At 60.5% G+C, this 19328-nt stretch carries 18 protein-coding genes; 11 read left to right on the top strand and 7 right to left on the bottom strand.

Going from position 1 to position 19328, the window contains the following annotated elements:
- Positions 1–69: 69 nt before the first annotated feature.
- The 4 genes from VWZ87_RS00090 to VWZ87_RS00075 are packed head-to-tail and all read left to right on the top strand — an operon-like array spanning position 70 to position 4571.
- Entirely contained in the window at positions 70–2199 is a 2130-nt protein-coding gene (locus tag VWZ87_RS00090; protein WP_416535413.1) for a YjbH domain-containing protein, read from the top strand.
- On the top strand, positions 2196–2855 hold the full coding sequence (locus VWZ87_RS00085) for a YjbF family lipoprotein (RefSeq protein ID WP_416536895.1): 660 nt from the start codon (positions 2196–2198) through the stop codon (positions 2853–2855). Before VWZ87_RS00090 ends, VWZ87_RS00085 begins: the two co-directional genes overlap by 4 nt.
- Before the next feature lie 58 nt (positions 2856–2913).
- Positions 2914–4287: a polysaccharide biosynthesis/export family protein gene (locus VWZ87_RS00080; RefSeq protein ID WP_416535411.1), complete on the top strand. Its 1374-nt coding sequence runs from the start codon at positions 2914–2916 to the stop codon at positions 4285–4287.
- A 50-nt stretch (positions 4288–4337) separates the two neighbouring features.
- Complete coding sequence (locus tag VWZ87_RS00075; RefSeq protein WP_416544015.1) at positions 4338–4571, top strand: hypothetical protein; 234 nt, start codon at positions 4338–4340, stop codon at positions 4569–4571.
- On the opposite strand, the gene VWZ87_RS00070 is transcribed toward VWZ87_RS00075, so the two are convergent.
- A complete protein-coding gene (locus tag VWZ87_RS00070; protein WP_416535409.1) occupies positions 4568–6016 on the bottom strand; it encodes a UdgX family uracil-DNA binding protein in 1449 nt (482 codons plus the stop codon). The two genes, VWZ87_RS00075 and VWZ87_RS00070, sit on opposite strands and share 4 nt — an antisense overlap.
- Positions 6016–7251 (bottom strand): putative DNA modification/repair radical SAM protein, encoded by a 1236-nt coding sequence (locus VWZ87_RS00065; protein ID WP_416535408.1) that lies wholly within the window; start codon positions 7249–7251, stop codon positions 6016–6018. Before VWZ87_RS00065 ends, VWZ87_RS00070 begins: the two co-directional genes overlap by 1 nt.
- 188 nt (positions 7252–7439) lie before the next feature.
- Between VWZ87_RS00065 and VWZ87_RS00060 the strand changes: the two genes are divergently transcribed.
- Both VWZ87_RS00060 and VWZ87_RS00055 read left to right on the top strand, forming a co-directional pair.
- Positions 7440–8819: an NAD-dependent succinate-semialdehyde dehydrogenase gene (locus tag VWZ87_RS00060; protein ID WP_416535407.1), complete on the top strand. Its 1380-nt coding sequence runs from the start codon at positions 7440–7442 to the stop codon at positions 8817–8819.
- Between the two features lie 76 nt (positions 8820–8895).
- Entirely contained in the window at positions 8896–9873 is a 978-nt protein-coding gene (locus VWZ87_RS00055) for a DNA topoisomerase IB (RefSeq protein WP_416535406.1), read from the top strand.
- A gap of 11 nt (positions 9874–9884) precedes the next feature.
- Here the strand turns inward: VWZ87_RS00055 and VWZ87_RS00050 are convergent, their stop codons facing one another.
- Positions 9885–11219 (bottom strand): MATE family efflux transporter, encoded by a 1335-nt coding sequence (locus tag VWZ87_RS00050; RefSeq protein WP_416535405.1) that lies wholly within the window; start codon positions 11217–11219, stop codon positions 9885–9887.
- 203 nt (positions 11220–11422) lie between these two features.
- On the opposite strand from VWZ87_RS00050, the gene VWZ87_RS00045 reads away from it, so the two are divergent.
- The 5 genes from VWZ87_RS00045 to VWZ87_RS00025 all read left to right on the top strand — a co-directional run bounded on the left by VWZ87_RS00045 (position 11423) and on the right by VWZ87_RS00025 (position 15459).
- A complete protein-coding gene (locus VWZ87_RS00045; protein ID WP_416535404.1) occupies positions 11423–12436 on the top strand; it encodes a ligase-associated DNA damage response exonuclease in 1014 nt (337 codons plus the stop codon).
- Positions 12436–13992: a cisplatin damage response ATP-dependent DNA ligase gene (locus VWZ87_RS00040; RefSeq protein WP_416535403.1), complete on the top strand. Its 1557-nt coding sequence runs from the start codon at positions 12436–12438 to the stop codon at positions 13990–13992. The genes VWZ87_RS00045 and VWZ87_RS00040 overlap by 1 nt, the downstream gene beginning before the upstream one ends.
- Before the next feature lie 76 nt (positions 13993–14068).
- Positions 14069–14791: a tryptophan-rich sensory protein gene (locus tag VWZ87_RS00035; RefSeq protein ID WP_416535402.1), complete on the top strand. Its 723-nt coding sequence runs from the start codon at positions 14069–14071 to the stop codon at positions 14789–14791.
- A 40-nt stretch (positions 14792–14831) separates the two neighbouring features.
- Positions 14832–15107 (top strand): ribbon-helix-helix domain-containing protein, encoded by a 276-nt coding sequence (locus VWZ87_RS00030; protein WP_416535401.1) that lies wholly within the window; start codon positions 14832–14834, stop codon positions 15105–15107.
- Complete coding sequence (locus VWZ87_RS00025) at positions 15091–15459, top strand: type II toxin-antitoxin system RelE/ParE family toxin (protein WP_416535400.1); 369 nt, start codon at positions 15091–15093, stop codon at positions 15457–15459. The genes VWZ87_RS00030 and VWZ87_RS00025 overlap by 17 nt, the downstream gene beginning before the upstream one ends.
- On the opposite strand, the gene VWZ87_RS00020 is transcribed toward VWZ87_RS00025, so the two are convergent.
- The 4 genes from VWZ87_RS00020 to xylF all read right to left on the bottom strand — a co-directional run bounded on the left by VWZ87_RS00020 (position 15460) and on the right by xylF (position 19235).
- The gene (locus tag VWZ87_RS00020) at positions 15460–15888 is read right to left on the bottom strand and encodes a MerR family transcriptional regulator (RefSeq protein WP_416535399.1); all 429 of its coding nucleotides are present in this window, start codon (positions 15886–15888) and stop codon (positions 15460–15462) included.
- 123 nt (positions 15889–16011) lie between these two features.
- On the bottom strand, positions 16012–16794 hold the full coding sequence (locus VWZ87_RS00015; protein WP_416535398.1) for an ATP-binding cassette domain-containing protein: 783 nt from the start codon (positions 16792–16794) through the stop codon (positions 16012–16014).
- Positions 16791–18092, bottom strand: a complete 1302-nt coding sequence (locus tag VWZ87_RS00010; protein WP_416535397.1) for a sugar ABC transporter permease — start codon at positions 18090–18092, stop codon at positions 16791–16793. Before VWZ87_RS00010 ends, VWZ87_RS00015 begins: the two co-directional genes overlap by 4 nt.
- Before the next feature lie 117 nt (positions 18093–18209).
- Complete coding sequence (gene xylF / locus VWZ87_RS00005; RefSeq protein ID WP_416535396.1) at positions 18210–19235, bottom strand: D-xylose ABC transporter substrate-binding protein; 1026 nt, start codon at positions 19233–19235, stop codon at positions 18210–18212.
- Positions 19236–19328: the final 93 nt, after the last annotated feature.

Here is a 19328-nt window from a genome sequence, read left to right as displayed (position 1 = left end):
TTAGGCGGGGTTGGGAGCAGTGTGAAGAAGCACCGCCGAAAAAGGTGGGCACGACGAGGCTGGGTGGGAATGCGGGGACACGCAATTCTTATGATTGGCTGCCTGGGTACGCTCAGCGGCCCGCTGGGTGCCATTCAGGCTCCGGCCCAGACACTATCGACATATGGAACGCCCGGATTGGTCGATATGCCGACCGCAGAGGTTCTGCCCGACGGAACCATCGCGCTGACCACCTCAAACTTCGATAACACCAGCCGCAACACCCTGACGTTTCAGATGTTGCCGAATATCTACGGCAGTTTTCGCTATAGCTTTCTGAGCGGTTTCGACGCCGGCGTCGACCTTAGCCGGTATGACCGCAGCTTTGATATCCATTTTCAACTGCGCGATGAAACAGCGGCGGGACCGGCTATCGCCCTTGGCCTGCGGGATTTCGGTGGGACCGGCGTCTACGCCAGCGAATACCTCGTGGCGACAAAACATGTCACTCCCGATCTGACCGTCACCGGCGGGATTGGCTGGGGTCGGCTTGCCGGGCGCGGCGGGCAGCGCAATCCACTGACGGCACTCGATGGGCGGTTTGATACACGACAAGATTCAAACGCCGGCGGCATATCCACAACCGGACAACTGGACTTTGGCAATTGGTTCCGCGGCGACGCCGCATTGTTTGGCGGTCTGCGCTGGGATGTAACTCCGCATTGGTCGCTTACCGCCGAATATTCCTCCGACACCTATTCAGCCGAAGCTCAGCGTGGGCTGAATGACATCCGTTCACCTGTCAACATCGGCGCATCCTACCGCTTCGGCAACGGAGTCACTTTGGGCGGCTCTTATCTCAACGGATCGGCCCTCGCCGTTCAGCTGAGCTATGCGTTTGATCCGCGCCGCGCCGCTGCTCCCGGCGGTCAGGGAGCCGCCGCGCCTGCGCTGAAACCGGAAGAACAGGTCGCCCTGACCAGCTGGAACCTCGCCCAGGGCGAAACCGGATCCGCCGAGCCTGCCCGGCTCTACGGCGTGCTGCAATCCCAGCTTGAGTCCGAGGGCATCCGGCTGCTCAGCTTCGAACGCGTGGGCAGCCAAGCGCGGATCACGGTGGAGAACATGCGCTACGGCGCCTCCGCGCAGGCTGTCGGTCGGACCAATCGCGTTATGGCAAATACCCTGCCTCCGCATCTGCAACAGTTTGAGGTCACGCTGGCCGAGAACGGCCTGCCTACGACCCGCGTCACCACGCAGCGCAACGACCTCTACGAGCTGGAAGACGATCTGGATGGCGCCTGGCGCAGCCTTGCCCGTGCAGATATCGAAGACGCCCCAGAGCCGATCCCCAACAGCGCTGGCATCGACGCCTTCCCTCGGTTCACCTATCGCTTCGGGCCTTACACGCAGCTGTCTTTCTTTGATCCAGATGAGCCGCTGCGCTACGAAGTCGGGGCGGAACTGCGAGCCGCCTATCAACCTGCGCCCGGCCTGACCTTTGCCGGACAGCTGCGCCAACCGGTGATCGGCAATCTCGACGCCTCCGCCCGCCCGTCAAATTCGGTCTTGCCGCGGGTCCGCTCGGACTGGGCCCGCTATGCGTCGGAATCCGATCTGCGCCTCAGCCATCTGACAGCCGATTACGTCTGGCGCCCGCACCAGGATCTGTTTGCGCGCGTCACTGCAGGCTATCTCGAGCAGATGTTTGGCGGCATATCGGCAGAGGTGTTGTGGTTCCCCGTTGGCAGCAGCCTGGCGTTAGGAGCCGAGCTTAATTATGTCCGGCAACGCGATTTCGACGTCCAGTTCGGATTTCAGGACTACGACGTCGTGACCGGTCATGCCTCGGTCTATTACAAAATGCGCGGCGACTATCATGTTCAGGTCGATATGGGCCGGTATCTGGCTGGTGACTGGGGCACCACCGTCACCATCGACCGTGAATTCAACAACGGTTTCAAGGTTGGGGCCTTTGCAACGCTGACCGATACATCTTCCGAGGATTTCGGCGAAGGCTCCTTTGACAAGGGCATCCGTGTTGAGGTGCCCGTTGCCTGGCTCACCGGCAAACCGTCGCGACAGAGTATCACGCAGGTTATCCGCCCCGTGCTGCGCGATGGCGGCGCGCGGCTCAACCTGCAGACACGTCTCTATGAAAAAGTGCGCGACAGCCGTGGGCGCGCGCTTGCCGCACAATGGGGGCGTTACTCCAGATGACGATCACCCGACAGCTCCACCACCTGGTCATCAGCAGCGCTGCTATTGGCTGCCTGATCCTCGCAGCCTGCACAAATGACGAGCGTGAGATCCTGACCCTTCAGCAGCTGCGGCAGGGCGGTCTCTCCTCTGCCATACCTCACGTCGCGGAGCTGGCCGAGGCTGGCGCAGAACAGATGCAGGTTGGATTTCTCCAGACAGGAAGAAGCGGCGTGATGCTTCGGGAGACGGAGCGGGCGGGTCTGGTGACCTGGCTGTCCTCGGACGGTGCCAGCCTGCAAACCGACCGGGGTCTGCTGCACGCAACCCGTGGCTTCGGTATCGGTCTTATGGCCGTTGAACAGGATCAATCCCGTGGGCGGATTTTTACACATGCAGAAGGCCCGGCGCTGCGCTTTCACAGCTATCTGACCGGAAACGACCAGATTGAGACCCGGACATATCACTGCGAAATCAAGGATCGCGGCCCCCGCACCCTGACCATTGGCGACCAGCAGATCGCGAGCCGTCTGATGGTTGAAAACTGCCAAAACCCTGAGCAGCGGTTCCTGAACCTCTATTGGCTGCGGTCATCAGACAACAGGCTGATCCAAAGCCGCCAGTGGACCGGGCCGTTTATCGGCAATATGACAACGCGACTGCGAGTGACGCCATGATCCGCACACCCCTATCGCATCCGACCAACACTACCCCACCCCGACCGGAGGAAAGACCTTGCGCCTGATTTCTATGATCTGCTGCGCCACAATTGCGCTGGCAGGATGCTCGACCATCTACCGCAGCTCTGACGTCATCCCCGGCGCCGGGGATGGCACGCAGGTGCGTGTGGTTCCGCTGAATGGCGAAACCGTGATCCAGGCCAACCGCGCGCCTTATGCGCCGCAATCCCTTCCGGATGCCTATGCACGATCAGCGGGAACCGGCGCGGGCCTGGTTGGCCGCGGGGCGGGCCGCCTGCCTGAGGCACCCTCAACTCAGGAAGGTGCGCGCAATCAACGCCTCGCCCTGAAGCCCCCCCCTTCCGTACCGCAGATGCCCTATCAGATCGGGGTTGGTGATGTCGTGATGCTGGCGACACCGTCCACGCGCAACACGCTTGAGCAGCTCACCGGCCTGCTTGCCGCGCAAAACAGCCGCAACGGTTATACCGTGCAGGATGATGGCTCTGTCAACATACCCGACGTCGGCCGCATCCGCATCGGCGGGCTGACCATCGAAGATGCCGAAGAGCTGCTGTTTCAGAAACTGGTCGAAGCGCAATTCGATCCGACATTCAGCCTTGAGATCGCCGAGTTCAATTCACGCCGCGTTTCGGTTGGCGGTGCCGTCGGCAAACCTGGCGTGCTGCCGATCACATTGACGCCGCTCTACCTCAGCGAAGCCCTTGCCGCCGCAGGCAGCGTGTCCGTCCCAGATATTGATGTCAGCTCGGTGAGGATTTACCGCGACGGCGACCTCTACCAGATCCCGCTGACGGATTTCTATGCCAGCCCCGACCTGCAGAACATCCGTCTTGTCTCCGGCGATGCGGTATTTGTCGACGCGGACTTCAACCTAAACCGGGCCGAACGCTTCTTTGAACAGCAAATTCGCCTGAAGCAGACAACTCTGGCTGCCCGCGCGCAGGAGCTGAGCGAGCTGAACACCGCGATCACCCTCCGCCGCAGTGATAATACCGAGCAACGCAGCACCTTCGAAGCCCGCGAGGCTCTGGGTGCCAATGGTCGCGATTACGTCTATCTGACCGGGGAGGTCGACAATCAGACACGATACCCCCTGCCGTATGAGCGTCAGGCCACGCTGGCCGATGCACTCTATGATGCGGGCGGTGGAATAGCCCGCGAAACCGGTGACGTCTCGCAGGTCTATGTGCTGCGCGCCTCCAGCGATCCGCGCGAATTCGGCGCGGTTACCGCCTGGCATCTGAATGCCAGCAGCGCCGCCAATCTGACACTCGCGACGAAATTTCAGCTGCGCCCCGATGACGTGATCTTTGTGGCCGAAAACCCGGTCACAAAATGGGGTCGCACCCTGCGCCAGATCACCCCGTCGCTGATCACCACACCTGTTGCGGCAGCAGTCAATTGACCGACCTGACATCGACAGGACCGGTCACCCGCCTTATGATCATCACTTTGATGGTCCTGTCTTTGCTCGGGGCACCCGGTGCTGCTCAGACCGTTAAGCAGGACGATGATCAGCTGAAGTGCGAGGATGAACGGGATGCGGAAGAGGACGAATGTCTGCTGCTCGTTGAGCCGGTCGTGGGCCAGTTTGCCCCAATGATCGCACCTGCTATGGGCCTGCTGGGGCTTGCCTTGGTGGCGGGACTTGCGGCCTCCGGCTCGACCAGCACGACCAGTACGGATTAGTCGCGCCGATGCTTCACCGCATCTATGCGCAACCAATCGGCAGCCAGGCGAAGGTCCGCGCGTAGGCTCTCGGTGTCACGGCTGCGCTGCTCAGGATCTGGGCTCCGCAACAGATACGATGGATGCAAGGTGATCAATACCGGCGTGCCGTCGGTGCGATGTTCGATGGTTCCGCGCCGCCGCCGAATGTCCGCACCTGATCCCAACAGAGCCTGCGTCGCGGTGGCACCAAGCGCGAGGACCAACCGCGGCCGGACCTGTTCCAGCTCGGCCCAGAGCCAGATCTTGCAGTGCTGGATCTCCGATCCATCGGGCCGCTGATGTATCCGCCTGCGCCCTCTTGGCGTGAATTTGAAATGTTTGACCGCATTGGTGACGTAGGCTGCCTGTCGCGGCAGGCCGGCCTCCGCGGCCAATTGGTCGAACAGTTGCCCAGCGGGGCCAACAAATGGACGCCCCGCCAGATCCTCGTGATCACCGGGCTGTTCGCCGACGATCATCAACGCGGCATCTGTCGGCCCTTCACCGGGCACCGCCTGCGTGGCCGATCGGTGGAGCGGGCAGCGCGTGCAGCTGTTGATGGCCTCCGGCAGACCCCCAGCTGCTCCTTGCCAGACAGGGTTGGCCGCAGGTAGTCGGGCCTGTACCCGCACAGCCCGCGACGGTGGCAGAGTTGGCGCCGCCTCAGCCATCGCCCGCGCCCGCGCCGGGGCCGAGGCGATCAGGTCAGGAATAGCGACGGCCTCCGGCATGTTCTGCCAATACTTCTTGGGCATTTCCGATTGCATCGCCTGCACCTTCAACCGTGCCGGATTGAATATATTGCGGAAATAAGTGATCCACAGCGCCTCGCTCGCATCCTCCGGCAGGTCGGGCCTTGGCTGCCCCGGCTCAAACCTGAGTTGCCCACCCTCGAATATGGCCGACACGTCAGGTGTCAGAATGCGCCAGTCCATATCGGCAAAGCGGCGGGCAAAGAATGTAGCGGTCGGCTCCACCGTGTGATGTGTCGGCTCAAACCACGCCGCAAAAGATCGGCGCGGCGCGTCAGCGGCACCCAACTCCCGAAACCGCACAAAGGCCTTCATCTTGTGCTGACAGCGCGACACCGATTTTTCCATCTGGCGCAATCGCGCCAAATCCGCGTCAGCCCGATCGCTCATCAACCCGCGTTCACTGCGCAGGCGCCAGAGAAACCCGTAGAGCCGGGCAAACCGGTTCGGATCACTATGCCAGACGACCTTATCGGCGAGGGTAACAAAGCTGCGCGGGACCTGGACCTCTCCGCCTGGAGCCGATCGCGCCTCTGAGGCGAATAGATCAGGCGCGGCGCATTCATTGTTCCACAGGATGGCGTCAGGTGGGATATTCTGCGCCAGAAACCCTCGCGCCGCCCGACGCCAGGCCACTGCCGTCCCGATCAGGGGCATCTCGGCATGATACATCAAAACAGGGCCAATTGTTCCGGCGGCGGCAGAAACCGGGCCCGCAAATCCGCGCTGTCGGTCAAACCGCCCGGTGTCCACCCGCCAGCAACGACAAAGGCACGCGCCTTCTTCATCGAGGCCCCGATACGAACCAGATCTTCGTATCGCAGCATCCGATGCCGTCGCGTGCTGAGGATCCGCGTGACCGTTTTGACCCCGAACCCCGGAACCCGCAGCAGCAGTTCCCGGCTGGCCCGGTTCACATCCACCGGAAAGATCTCGCGATGTGCCAGCGCCCAGGCCAGCTTGGGATCGACCTGCAAATCCAGATTTCCATCCGGCGTGACCGATGTGATCTCATCGAGCTGAAAATCATAAAACCGCAGCAGCCAATCGGCCTGATACAACCGGTGTTCACGCTGCAACGGTGGCGAGATCAGCGGCAGCTTGGCCGAACTGTCGGGGATGGGCGAAAACGCGGAATAATACACGCGCTTCAATTTGTAGCTTGCATAAAGCCGGGTCGATTGCCCCAGCACCGTCGCATCATTTGACCCATCCGCCCCTATGATCATCTGCGTCGACTGACCTGCGGGCGCAAATCGCGGCGGACGCCTGCCCGTATAGCTCGCCTCCCTGGCTGCATCAGCGCGCATCCGGACGTCTCCCATCGCCTTGCGGATCTGGCCGGGATCTTTCTCCGGCGCATGTTCACGCACGGCGGCATCGCTTGGCATCTCGACATTGATCGACAGCCGATCCGCCAGAAGCCCAGCTTCGGCAATCAATTCAGGGGCAGCATCGGGAATGGTCTTGAGATGAATATATCCGCGAAAATTCTCCTCATGCCGCAGCTTTCGCGCGATCTGCACCATATCTGACATCGTCGCATCCGGGGACCGGATGATACCGGAGGACAGAAACAGACCTTCTATATAGTTGCGTCGGTAGAATTCTATCGTCAGCTTTACAACCTCATCGACAGAAAACCGCGCGCGCGGCACATTGGACGACACCCGGTTCACGCAGTAGGTGCAGTCGTAAATGCAAAAGTTGGTCATCAGGATCTTCAGCAGGCTGATGCAGCGACCATCCGGCGTGTAGGCATGGCAGATGCCCGTACCCTCATTCGAGCCCAAGCCCTTCCCATCGCGGGAGTCACGTTTTGTCGATCCCGAAGACGCACAGGACGCATCATATTTTGCGGCGTCGCTGAGGATAGCGAGCTTTTGATCCAGCGTTTGTCGAGTCATATGTTCTGTATATGTTCCCACCACAAAGAAGGCAATCCAACCAGCAGCGCACCTTAGGTCAAACCAGCAAAAGACAACCGCGACCTCACGTCCTGGCGATTGACGGGAACCCAAACCACCAAGCCACGTTGATCTTGCAAGCCATAGGCAAAGAACTCCCCTCCTGCCGTCAGAGAGAAAGGTCAACCATGTCCGACACCATTCAAACCGTGAACCCAACCACTGGAGAAACCCTCAACAGCTATTCCCTGCTGAGCGACGAGGCGATGGAAACTGCAGTACAAAGCTGCCATGAGGCCTTTCTCAGCTGGCGCCAGACCCCGGTAGAAGAGCGCGCGAAGGTCATCAAAGCCATCGGGGCCGCCCTGCGTGAGCGCAAGGATGAGCTTGCCGAACTGATGACGAAAGAAATGGGCAAGCTGCTGAAACAGAGCCATCAGGAAGTCGAGCTCTGCGCGGCCATCTGCGACTACAGTGCAGGAGAGGCCCCCTCGGCATTCGCCCCTGAAGAGCGCGATATCCAAGGTGGCAAGACAGGGCATATCTTCTATTCCCCCATTGGTGTCGTCTACGGCATCCAGCCCTGGAATTTTCCAGCCTACCAGGTGGTGCGCTACTCAATCGCGAGCTTGATCGCCGGTAACGGCGTACTTCTGAAACACGCCTCCAACGTAACCGGCTCGGGCCAGATGCTGCAGGAGATCTACGAAAGCGCGGGCCTGCCAAAGGGCCTGTTCCAGGCTCTGGTGATTTCCCACGATCAGTCGGACGCGCTGATCAGCCACAACCTGGTGCGCGGCGTAACACTGACCGGCAGCGATGGCGCCGGCCGCAAAGTGGGCGCAAAGGCGGCCGAAGCGGTGAAAAAGACCGTGCTGGAACTGGGATCCAACGATGCCTACATCGTCCTAGAAGATGCGGATATCGACGCAGCTGTCCAGACCTGCGTGCAGGGGCGGACCTATAACAATGGCGAAACCTGTATTGCTGCCAAGCGCTTCGTCGTCGTCGACGCAGTTTACGACGAATTCCGCGACGCCTATGTTGCCGCCATGAAAGACGTGACCCCGGGCGACCCGATGGGTGACGATGCCGACATTGGACCGATGGCACGCAAAGATCTGCGCGATGACCTCCATCAGCAGGTCAAGGACAGTGTCGCAGGCGGTGCCAAGATCCTCTGCGGCGGCGAAATGCCAGAGGGCAGAGGTTTCTACTATCCGGCGACCGTTCTGGAAAACGTGACCCCGGGCCAGCCTGCCTATGACGACGAACTCTTCGGCCCGGTGGCCGCATTAATCCGCGCCAAGGACGCAGAGGATGCGATGCGCATTGCCAACGACAGCCGATTTGGTCTCGGCGGTGGCATCATGACCAAAGATACGGACAAGGCGATTGCCCTCGCCCGCGATCATTTCGACACCGGCATGATCTTCATCAACGGATTTGGCCTGGCAATCCCCAACATGCCTTTCGGCGGCGTCAAGGACTCCGGCTATGGCCGCGAACATGGAGGCTTTGGCATGAAGGAATTTGTGAATGTAAAATCCGTCATGGTGATGAGCTGACGCCACTCGGGCCGCCTGCACGACGGGCGGCCCGCACATTGCGGGTCCGCAGTCCCGCCAAACGTGGATCGACCTGATGAAACTGGTCTATTGCAAGGATGATCAGCCCGGGATCTCGCGCCGACGTCGCGGTCGCGGGTTTTCCTATCATATGCCTGATGGCAGCCACATCGAAGACCGTACCGAAGTGGACCGGCTCAACGGGCTTGGCGTGCCCCCTGCTTATACGGATGTCTGGCTCTGCCCATTGGCAAATGGTCACCTGCAGGCCACCGGGCGCGACGCGCGCAATCGCAAGCAATATCGCTACCATCCCGCGTGGCAGTTGTTGCGGGCAGAACAGAAATTCGACAATTTGGTCAGTTTCGCCGAGAGCCTGCCGCAGTTGCGCAGGTGGATCAGCGACAGGCTAAGCGGCACCATAGGCGAGGAGGAAACGGCGGTCGCTGCTGTCCTTGCCCTGATGGATCGCGGCTCACTCAGGATTGGGAACCCGCAGTACACAGAGGACAACGGCAGTTACGGCGCCACGACCCTGCGCCAACGGCACATCGAGTTCTCCGGTCAGTCGATACATCTGCGCTATACCGCAAAAGGCGGCAAGACAGTTGAGAAGTCGATCCGGGGCGCGGCCCTGCAACGCATATTGGAGCGTTCACAGGACCTGCCCGGACGTGAACTCATCTCTTGGCTCGATGATGGCGGCAGCGTACGCGCCGTCCGGTCAGAGCAGGTACAGGAGGTTCTGACCAGCCTTTGCGGTGACGGCGTCTCCGCCAAAACGCTGCGCACTTGGAACGGGACCCATGCAGCCTTTCGCACGGCGCTGCATGCCCCCAAGCTCACGATTTCAGCCATGGCGGAGGCAGCGGCGGAGCGGCTGCACAATACACCGACAATGGCGCGCAACAGCTACATTCACCCAAAGGTCATCGCATTGGCCGAACTGCCCGACGACACGCGCACCGCACGGCTCAAATCGCTCACCCGGCATAGTATCGACGGACTTCGCATGGGTGAAGGCAGACTACTCGAACTACTGACGACAAACTGATCGGGCTGCCCTCACTGACCCACCAGCCCCGTCTTGCGGCCGACATAATAAGCGCCCGCCACAGCCGCCAGATTCGCAATGACCGCAGCGCCCAGAATTCCGGCATAGCCGAACAGCCAGACCCCCAGCCAAGCCAGCGGCACATAGACCACAAAGATCCGCATCAAGCTCAGCCCCATGGACCAGAGCGCCTTGGACCGGGCATTCATCGCGGCATTTGCTGTCACCAGGACGCCGTAGCCCAGAAAACTCCAGCTGACGACGCGGAGATATTGCGCGGTCTTCTGCGCCGCTCCCTCGTCCGAGGCGATCAGCCCGGCGATTGAAGGCGCCAGAACCGTCAGGAGAAGCGCGACAGCCAAGCCGTAACCGATACAGAATTGCCAGGACCGCCAGACCGCCAGCCGCGCACGATCCCGTTCATCTGCACCCCAGTTCTGACCGACGACCGGTCCGATGCCCGCAGAAAGGGCCAGCAGGGGTACCAGCGCGACCGACTGCACACGCTGAGCCGCCCCCAGCCCAGCCACAACCGTATCGCCCAGCGTGGCAGCAGCTGCGGTGACCATCGCCATACCGGCGGGGTTGATCGCATTGGAGAAGGCCGCCGGCAGTCCGACCCTGACGACTTCCCGTATTGAGCCGACAATGCCATCGGCGAATTCCTGCGGAGGACGAATAACGCCAATCCGCAGCGCATAAGTGAAGGCTCCCACCAAGGTCAGGACGCGCGCCAGAGCCGTCGCAAGCGCCGCGCCCGCCGTGGACATCTCAGGCACAGGACCGAGCCCGTAGATCAGGATCGGGTCCAGCGCGATATTGAGCACCGCAGCAACCAGCATGATCACCGCCGAGGTTGCCCCGTCGCCATGGGCCCGAAACACCGCATTCAACAGCGCCATGCCGACCAGAAAAGGAAACGACAGGGCCCAGAATGGCACATAGGATTGCGCCTCCTCCAGCACGGCGCCCCCTGCTCCCATGAGAGAGAACAGCGAGGCGGCACCTAGATAAAACAGGATGGCGACCAGCACCGCCACAACCATACCCAGAACAATCGCATGCACCGAGAGCCTGTTGGTCTCTGCCTCGCTGTCGCCCCGGCCCAGGCTCTGGGAAATCGCCGCATTGGCTCCAGCGGACAGGCCGATGGACAAAGACGTCACCGCCGTGGTCACCGGGTAAATGAACCCGACGGCCGCCAGCGGAGCCTCCCCCAGCTGCCCGAGGAAATACGCGTCTGCCAGTCCAACGCTCAACACGCCCAAAATCCCCAAGGACATTGGAGCGGAGACCGCAGCAAGAGCGCGCGAAACAGTGCCCTGTGTTAAATCCTTCTGCGCCACGGGCCTTCTCCTCGGGTTGGGTAATAGCGGCAGCGCAGGAAACTGCGCCATAGCAGGCAAAACGCCTGAGCCTCTTGATGGTTCCACACTGGATGGCAAGACGTCGGCTCGCCAGCGTCGGCACGGTCTCCCCTTGCCCAAACCCCTGTTTGGCTTAACTTTCCTGGAACACCGCCTAGAAGTAATATGAAGGATCCTGCGCCGTGAATGCACCACGCCTACCGGAAGAGCTGCTGCATCCGCGCCCCGATGGGCTTTATTGTCCTGCTGGTGATTTCTACATTGATCCGGTCCGCCCGGTGCCCCGCGCGCTGATCACTCACGGCCATGCTGACCATGCCCGCGCGGGGCATGGCACGGTCTGGGCCAGCCCGCAGACATTGGACATCATGGCGATCCGCTATGGCGACGCGTTTTGCGACACATCGGTTCCAGTCGATGATCGCACGACGATCGCGGGTGTCGGCGCGACATTCACACCGGCCGGCCATGTCCTTGGCTCCTGTCAAATTACCGTGGAGGACGGCAACACGGCCATTACCGTCTCCGGCGACTACGCGCGGGTCGATAACCCTGCCTGTGCACCGTTTCAGCTCGCGCCATGCGATGTTTTCGTGACCGAAGCCACCTTTGGGCTGCCAGTGTTCAATCACCCGGACCCCCGGTCCGAGATCGAAAAACTGCTCCGCTCCGTTGCTGCTCAGCCGGAGCGATGCCATCTTGTGGGTGCCTATGCGCTCGGCAAAGCACAGCGTGTCATCGCGTTGTTGCGCCAGGCAGGCTGGGATCGGCCGATCTATATCCATGGCGCACTTCAGCGCCTGTGCAACTACCACATCGCCCAGGGCATTGATCTCGGCGAATTGCGCCCGGCCACCACCAAGGAGGGCAAGGCCGCCTTTAAGGGGCAGATAATCCTCGGCCCTCCTTCGGCCTTTGCCGCGGCCTGGGCGCAGCGGTTTCCTGATCCGGTGATCTGCTTTGCCAGTGGCTGGATGCAGGTCCGCGCCCGCGCGCGGCAGCGCGGCGTGGAGCTGCCATTGATACTGAGCGACCATGTCGACTGGCCGGATCTCACCCGAACCATCAGGGAACTCGCCCCGAAACAGGTCTGGGTGACCCATGGCCGCGAGGATGCTTTGGTTCGCTGGTGTGAGCTGAACCAGATTGCCGCCCGTCCCCTGCGGCTGGTCGGCTATGAGGAGGAGGCAGATTGATGCAAGCCTTCGCAGACCTTCTGGAGCAGCTCGCCTTTACCCCGTCTCGCAACGGTAAGACGGCGCATCTGCTCCATGCCTTTCAAGCCATGCCGGACCCTGAACGCGGATATGCGCTCGCAGCGATTACGGGTGATCTATCACTCCGCAATGTGACGCCTTCGCTTTTGCGCGGTCTGGTGGCGGAAGAGACTGACCCAGAACTGTTCCGCCTCTCCTATGATTTCGTGGGCGATCTGGCGGAGACCGTCGCCCTGATCTGGCCGCGCTCAGACGGCGAGGCATATCTGTCCTTGACCGAGGCTGTGACGGAGCTGTCCGAAACCGCAAAGGCCCAGCTTCCGGCACTGATCATCCGCCGCCTGTCGCAGATGACACCGTCGCAGCGCTATGCCTACCTGAAGCTGACCACCGGCGGGCTGCGCGTTGGCGTGTCCGCCCGACTGGCCCGCAACGCCCTGGCACAATATGGCGAGGTCGATGTCGCGGAAATCGAGGAGCTCTGGCATGGGCTGACGCCGCCCTACCTGCCACTGTTTTCCTGGCTCGAAGGGGGTGACAAACCAAAAAGCCTTGCCGCCGCGCCGTTCCGACCGGTTATGCTGTCCACAGGTACAGATCTGAACGACCTTTCCAGCCTCTCTCCCGGCGACTTCATTGCAGAATGGAAATGGGACGGTATCCGCGTGCAGGCCGTGAATGACGGCGGCACCCGGCGGCTCTATTCACGCACCGGAGAGGATATCTCAGGCGCTTTTCCCGACGTCATTGAGGCGCTGAACTTCAACGGCACGCTCGATGGCGAATTGCTGGTTAAGCGCGACACCATCATCGCGCCCTTTGGTGATTTACAGAAACGGCTTGGTCGCAAGAAGGTGGGCAAAACCATGCTGGCAAGCCATCCCGCCGCGCTGCGCGCCTACGACCTGCTGTTCTGGGAGGGTGAAGATCTGCGATCTTGGACATTGGATGAACGCCAGGCCCGGCTGCATCGCTGTGTTGCGGACCTGAACGATCCGCGTATCGACATCTCTCACCCGCTCACCTTTGGCACATGGGAGGATCTGGCAGTTCTTCGCGCCAACCCACCCGAAGGCGTAATCGAAGGCGTCATGATCAAACGGCGCGACAGCGCCTACATCGCGGGGCGCAAACGCGGAAACTGGTTCAAATGGAAACGCGATCCTATGCTGGTCGATGCCGTCATGCTCTATGCGCAGCGCGGCCACGGCAAACGCTCAGGCTACTATTCCGATTTCACCTTCGGCGTCTGGGACGGCGATAAGCTGGTGCCCGTCGGCAAAGCCTATTTCGGGTTCACCGATTCCGAGCTGAAGGAACTGGACCGCTTCGTGCGCAACAACACGACGGACCGGTTCGGCCCAGTCCGCGCGGTGAAGCCCGAATTGGTCCTGGAAGTGGCCTTTGAAGGTCTGAATGAATCCAGCCGTCACAAAAGTGGTCTGGCCATGCGGTTTCCCCGTATCAATCGCATTCGGACCGATAAACCAGCGTTAGAAGCGGGAACATTGGAGGAGCTTCGGAGCTTTCTTTAAGACTAGATAAGCAAATCGGAATAGCCACAGATGCCGCCCTCAGTTGGCGCCTACATACGAAAGCGAGTTCGATATCATGAGCAAGCAGTCCATGGCCTATCTTACACTGGCCCTTGCCCTAGCCTTTGCCGCCGCGCCGCTGATAACCGACCCGTTTACCGGCTATACAGCTGATCAACTGCCCTATCCACAGCCCGACCCGGTCATTCAACCCATCGGTTCGGCCTTTTCAATCTGGATCGTGATCTACATCTGGCTGATCGTTGGGGTCGGGTTTGGCGCGTTTCGCGCGCCGGAGGGCTCAACATGGCATGAGATGCGAAAACCCCTCTCTATCAGCCTGGCCATCGGGATGTGCTGGCTTTGGGTTGCGAACAGCTCACCCATCCTTGCCACAATCCTGATCATCGCGATGACAGTCACCGCGATCCTGGCTATGCGCCGCGCAGGCCGCAACAAACGGGTCTGGAAACGCGGTCCTGTAGGGCTCTATGCCGGATGGCTGACCGCAGCATCGGCGGTGTCCATCAGTATCATTCTTCCAGGATATGGGTTGATGAACCCGCAATTGGCGGGCGTAATCTGCCTGACGGCGGCGCTGGCGGTCGGGCTTTTGGTCCAGGCAGACAGCCCCTCAGCCTGGACTTACACCGTCGCAATCTGCTGGGCCATCGGCGGGATTATCATTAACCAATGGGGAAGCGATAATTGGCTCATTATTGCTTTGGCAGGTCTCGGCTGGATCGCTCTTGCACTGCGCGGCCTGTCCGGTGCCGGGTTGATAAATACTACTGAGTAGTATAATCTCATAGTCACCCACAAGAGCCTCAGGTGCGCAAATGAGTGTAAAAGCCTCCATCTCCCTGACCGAAGCACAGGACGACTTTGCCCGCACATTGGTGGCAGAAGGGCGATATGCAAGCCTCAGCGCGGTGTTGCAGCAGGGTCTGGAACTGCTGCGCGAAGAAACGGAAGCCCGCCGCGCCGAGACATCCGCCCTGCGTGCATTGATCGCCGAGCGCCGCGGCGGCTCCTTTGTCAGCGGTACTGAGGGGCGTCGAAGGACCGCCGATCTTCTGGCGCGCAAACGGGCAGAACATGGTCTTTCGGGTTGATCGCGCCGAGGCGATTGATCAGGATCTTGACGCCATATTCGACTTTCTCTTTGATGCGGCAATCGGCTTTGGCGAGGATCCGGACACCGCATTCAGCAGGGCAGCGGCCCGCCTGAACGAGATTGACGCGGCCATTGAGGCACTGGGCAACGCTCCGCACCAGGGCACGCTGCGCAGCGATATCGCTCCGGGACTGCGCAGCGTGACAAAGGGGCGCGCCATCCTCTATTTCGACCTGAACGAAGCCGAACAGCAGCTGCGCGTATTGGCGGTGTTCTTTGGGGGTCAGGATCATCAACGCCGGATGTTGCTCCGTGCGCTCGGCCACGAGCAAACGAACCCGATGCCCTGATCAGGCACCAATCTGATCATGATTTGTCAGGCACTCGGAATGATCCCGCAAAACCTCCAGCACCCGGCACTCGGCAACGGTTCCCCCGGCACACTCACGGATCATGCGCTGTAATTCAGTCTGCAAGGCCTCCAGCCGGGCAATCCGATCAGCGACGTCTTTCAGCTGTCTCTGCGCAATGGAATCTGCATGAGAACAGGACTGACCCGGATGATCCGCGAGGTTCAGTAACTCCCGGATTGCCTCCAGACCAAAGCCAAGTTGTCGCGCGTGACGGATGAACGAAAGCCGGTCCAGATCACTCTCGCCATAGCGACGCTGCCCGCCTGCTGTGCGCCCCGCTTCCGGCATAAGGCCAATCTCTTCGTAGTAGCGAATGGTCTGCACCTTCGTGCCTGTCCGCTTGCCCAATGTCCCAATTGTCAGCATCTATCACCTTTCTAAAATCTACATCTTATGTAGGTTTTTGCGATAGGCTGGGCAACCATTCTGAAACGGAAAAGGGGCCACCAATGGCAGCCCCTTCCAGACCGATATTATCGACGTCGCGACTTAGGCCGCAGCTTCGCCGGGCCGCTTGCCCAGAATGATCATGCTCAGCAGGTCATCATCGGTGACATCATCAATATCGACGGTGCCAACCAGCTGGCCGTTCTTCATGACCGAAGCCCGGTCGCAAAGCTCCATCACCGCATTCACATCGTGATCAATGAGGAAAATACCGATACCCTGCGCCTTCAACTGCTGGATCAACTCGGCAACCATCTGCGTTTCATGCGGCCCAAGGGCGGCAGTCGGTTCATCCATGATCAGGATCTTGGCGTTGAAATAGACCGCCCGCGCGATGGCAACCGACTGACGCTGACCGCCCGAGAGAGCCGAAACCGGTTCCGAGAATTTTTGAAAATTCGGGTTCAACCGGTTCATGATCTTGCGACATTCGGCCTCCATGGCGGAATCGTCCACCAGACCAAACGGGGTAACCAGCTCGCGACCCAGGAACAGGTTGGAGGCCGCATCCAGATTATCCGCCAGCGCCAATGTCTGATAGATCGTCTCGATGTTATGCGACCGTGCATCACGCGGATTGGTGATCTCAACCTTATCGCCATTGACCCGGATTTCGCCGGAATCCATCTGGTAGGCACCCGACAGCACTTTGATCAAGGTGGATTTCCCGGCACCATTATGGCCGAGCAATCCAACAACTTCGCCGGGATAGAGATCAACGCTGACGTGATCCACAGCCTTGATCCCGCCAAAGGAGATCGAAATATCTTTCATCTCGACCAGCGGCGTGGCGCCTGCGGCGCGCAACTCTTTTGCAGTGCTCATATCCGGGCCCCCACGCGTTTGCGGTAAAGAATATCGATCCAGACGGCTGCAACCAGCACGGTGCCCACGACGATGTTCTGGAACGGTGCGTCGACACCGACCATGGCCATCCCCGACTGCAGGCTCTGCATAATCAACGCCCCGAGGATGGCGCCATAAATCGTGCCAAACCCACCGGACAGTGCAGTGCCGCCAATCACGGCAGCCGCAATAACGCGCAACTCATCCAAAGTCCCGATATCATTGGAGTGATTGGCAAGACGGGCCGAGGCCACAACCGCTGAAAGCGCACAGAGAAATCCCATCAGGGCAAAGATCTTGACCGTCAGCAGACGGGTGTTGATGCCGGACAGCTCGGCGGCATCCGGGTTGCCACCGGTGGCAAAGATATAGCGGCCAAACCGGGTGCGGCGGGCGATAATCGTCATAATCACGGCAGTTGCAATCAGGATCAGCACCGAGATTGGCAAGCCATAACCGACAACCAGCCCCTCAGGCATGGTTTCGCCTTCTGCTTCCATCATTCGCGCCAGACGGCGCGCCGGGATCTGATAGGCATTCAGCACGGCCACAAAGCCAAGGATCGACGCCGCAATCGCACCTGCGATCACCGCTTCCGCCCAGGCGGGTTTCACCGGGAAACCATGGCCCTGTTTGCCGCGGCGGCTGTTCCACAGGGCAACCAACGCCAGAGCCGTGGCCACGATTCCGAAGGCCCAGCTGAGCGTGGTGCCCAGCGTGCCCGAGGTGCCCCCGAAGATCAGGAACCTGCTGTCAAGCGGGCCAATGGTCTGCCCGTCGGTCAGATACCAGGCAACGTTACGCCAGACCAGAAAACCACCCAGGGTCACGATAAAGGCGGGAATGGTCAGGAAACCTACCATCCATCCCTGAAAAGCCCCGATCAGGGTGCCGATCGTCAGGCCAACCACCACGGTTATGATCCAGGTTGCCGGGTGGTTGAGTCCAAGCCCCAGCATATCCGGTAGCACATCGGTCTGAACGACAGCCATCACGGCCGAGCAGGTCGCCAGCAACGCACCGACGCTCAGGTCGATGTGGCGTGTCACGATCACAAAGACCATGCCCGTGGCCATGATCGCCACAGAGACCGTCTGGATGGTGAGGTTGAAAATATTGCGCGGCGTCAGGAAACGCCCATCCGTCAGGATGTTGAATCCAATGCACAAGATGACAAAGGCACCGATCATTCCCAATAGGCGGACGTCCAGTTCCAATTGCTGGAACAGGCCACGCTTGTTTTGTTCGGGGATCGGCTGAGACGTGGTTTCGGTCATATCCGAACTCCAGTGATCAGCGGTAGTGAAAGGGGGACGCGCGCCCGATCCAATCGGGACCTTCTGAGGGCGCGCGCCGGTTTAGAAAGAAGTAGCCGAGAAACTCTCGGCAGCTGCTTAGTTGCAGGGCGCAGGACCGTTGGTCACACCCTGGCACAGCGCCTCCTTGGTGATCCAGCCGGCATCGACAACAACCGACAGGTTGTCAGCGGTCACCGGGATCGGCTCCAGGAACCGCGCCGTCAGCTCGGTGCCCGCTGGGGACGTCCAGGCGGCACCGCCCGCGACATCACCCATGGCAGCGCCTTCGGCCATTTCGACCGCGATTTCAGCGGCGGCCTTGCCCAGATCACGAGCGTCTTTCCAGACGGAAACGGTCTGCGTGCCTTTGGCAACACGGTTCAGCGCAGCGTGGTCGCCATCCTGGCCGGACACCGCGATACCTTCCATGCCCTGAGCGGTCAGCGCAGCGACAACACCACCAGCGGTGCCGTCATTGGAAGCGACAACGGCATCGACCTTGTTGTCGTTGGCAGTCAGGATCTGTTCCATGTTGCGCTGTGCATTGGCCGGCAGCCAGCCATCAGTGTAGGCCTCACCAACGATTTTGATATCACCACTGTCGATTGCGGCCTGAATGATCTCTTGCTGACCACCGCGCAGGAAATCGGCGTTTGGATCGGTGGGAGAGCCCTTGATCATCACGTAGTTGCCGCTCGGCTGGGCTTCCAGCACCGCGCGCGCCTGCATCCGGCCCACTTCAACGTTATCAAAGGTCAGGTAGAACGCACGGCCGTCTTCGATCAGGCGATCATAGGCAACAACAGGAATGCCTTCGTCAGCTGCTGCCTGCACGGCCGGGCCGATGGCCTGTGCGTCCTGCGCCAGAACGATCAACGCATCGACGCCCTGTGCAATCAGGCTTTCGATGTCGGACAGCTGCTTCGCCGAAGATGACTGCGCATCTGCAGACACATAGGTTGCACCTTTTGCTTCCAGTGCGGCCTTGATCGCGGCTTCGTCGGTTTTCCAGCGTTCTTCCTGAAAGTTCGACCAGCTGACGCCAACGGTCACATCTTCAGCAAGGGCCATGCTCGCGGTGGCGGCAAAGGCAAGTGCGGAGACTCCACTCAAGAATTTCATTGTTTTCCTCCCTCGGGTCGTTGCGGGCTGCTGCGGCAATCGGGTCCCCCCACGCCACATGCCCGTCCTGATATCCCTAACATTATTTTTTTT

It is taken from the genome of Phaeobacter sp. JH20_37 (assembly GCF_048056015.1).
GTDB lineage: Bacteria > Pseudomonadota > Alphaproteobacteria > Rhodobacterales > Rhodobacteraceae > Phaeobacter > Phaeobacter bryozoorum.
This window is presented reverse-complemented; position numbering and strand designations above follow the sequence as displayed.

Bases quoted from the DNA above. Each gene is read 5' to 3' on its own strand.
- VWZ87_RS00040 (WP_416535403.1), top strand. From the start codon at position 12,436: ATGCAAGCCTTCGCAGACCTTCTGGAGCAGCTCGCCTTTACCCCGTCT.
- VWZ87_RS00010 (WP_416535397.1), bottom strand. From the start codon at position 18,092: ATGACCGAAACCACGTCTCAGCCGATCCCCGAACAAAACAAGCGTGGC.
- VWZ87_RS00090 (WP_416535413.1), top strand. From the start codon at position 70: ATGCGGGGACACGCAATTCTTATGATTGGCTGCCTGGGTACGCTCAGC.
- VWZ87_RS00065 (WP_416535408.1), bottom strand. From the start codon at position 7,251: ATGACTCGACAAACGCTGGATCAAAAGCTCGCTATCCTCAGCGACGCC.
- VWZ87_RS00060 (WP_416535407.1), top strand. From the start codon at position 7,440: ATGTCCGACACCATTCAAACCGTGAACCCAACCACTGGAGAAACCCTC.
- VWZ87_RS00030 (WP_416535401.1), top strand. From the start codon at position 14,832: ATGAGTGTAAAAGCCTCCATCTCCCTGACCGAAGCACAGGACGACTTT.
- VWZ87_RS00055 (WP_416535406.1), top strand. From the start codon at position 8,896: ATGAAACTGGTCTATTGCAAGGATGATCAGCCCGGGATCTCGCGCCGA.
- VWZ87_RS00025 (WP_416535400.1), top strand. From the start codon at position 15,091: ATGGTCTTTCGGGTTGATCGCGCCGAGGCGATTGATCAGGATCTTGAC.
- xylF (WP_416535396.1), bottom strand. From the start codon at position 19,235: ATGAAATTCTTGAGTGGAGTCTCCGCACTTGCCTTTGCCGCCACCGCG.
- VWZ87_RS00015 (WP_416535398.1), bottom strand. From the start codon at position 16,794: ATGAGCACTGCAAAAGAGTTGCGCGCCGCAGGCGCCACGCCGCTGGTC.
- VWZ87_RS00020 (WP_416535399.1), bottom strand. From the start codon at position 15,888: ATGCTGACAATTGGGACATTGGGCAAGCGGACAGGCACGAAGGTGCAG.
- VWZ87_RS00085 (WP_416536895.1), top strand. From the start codon at position 2,196: ATGACGATCACCCGACAGCTCCACCACCTGGTCATCAGCAGCGCTGCT.
- VWZ87_RS00075 (WP_416544015.1), top strand. From the start codon at position 4,338: ATGGTCCTGTCTTTGCTCGGGGCACCCGGTGCTGCTCAGACCGTTAAG.
- VWZ87_RS00035 (WP_416535402.1), top strand. From the start codon at position 14,069: ATGAGCAAGCAGTCCATGGCCTATCTTACACTGGCCCTTGCCCTAGCC.
- VWZ87_RS00070 (WP_416535409.1), bottom strand. From the start codon at position 6,016: ATGTATCATGCCGAGATGCCCCTGATCGGGACGGCAGTGGCCTGGCGT.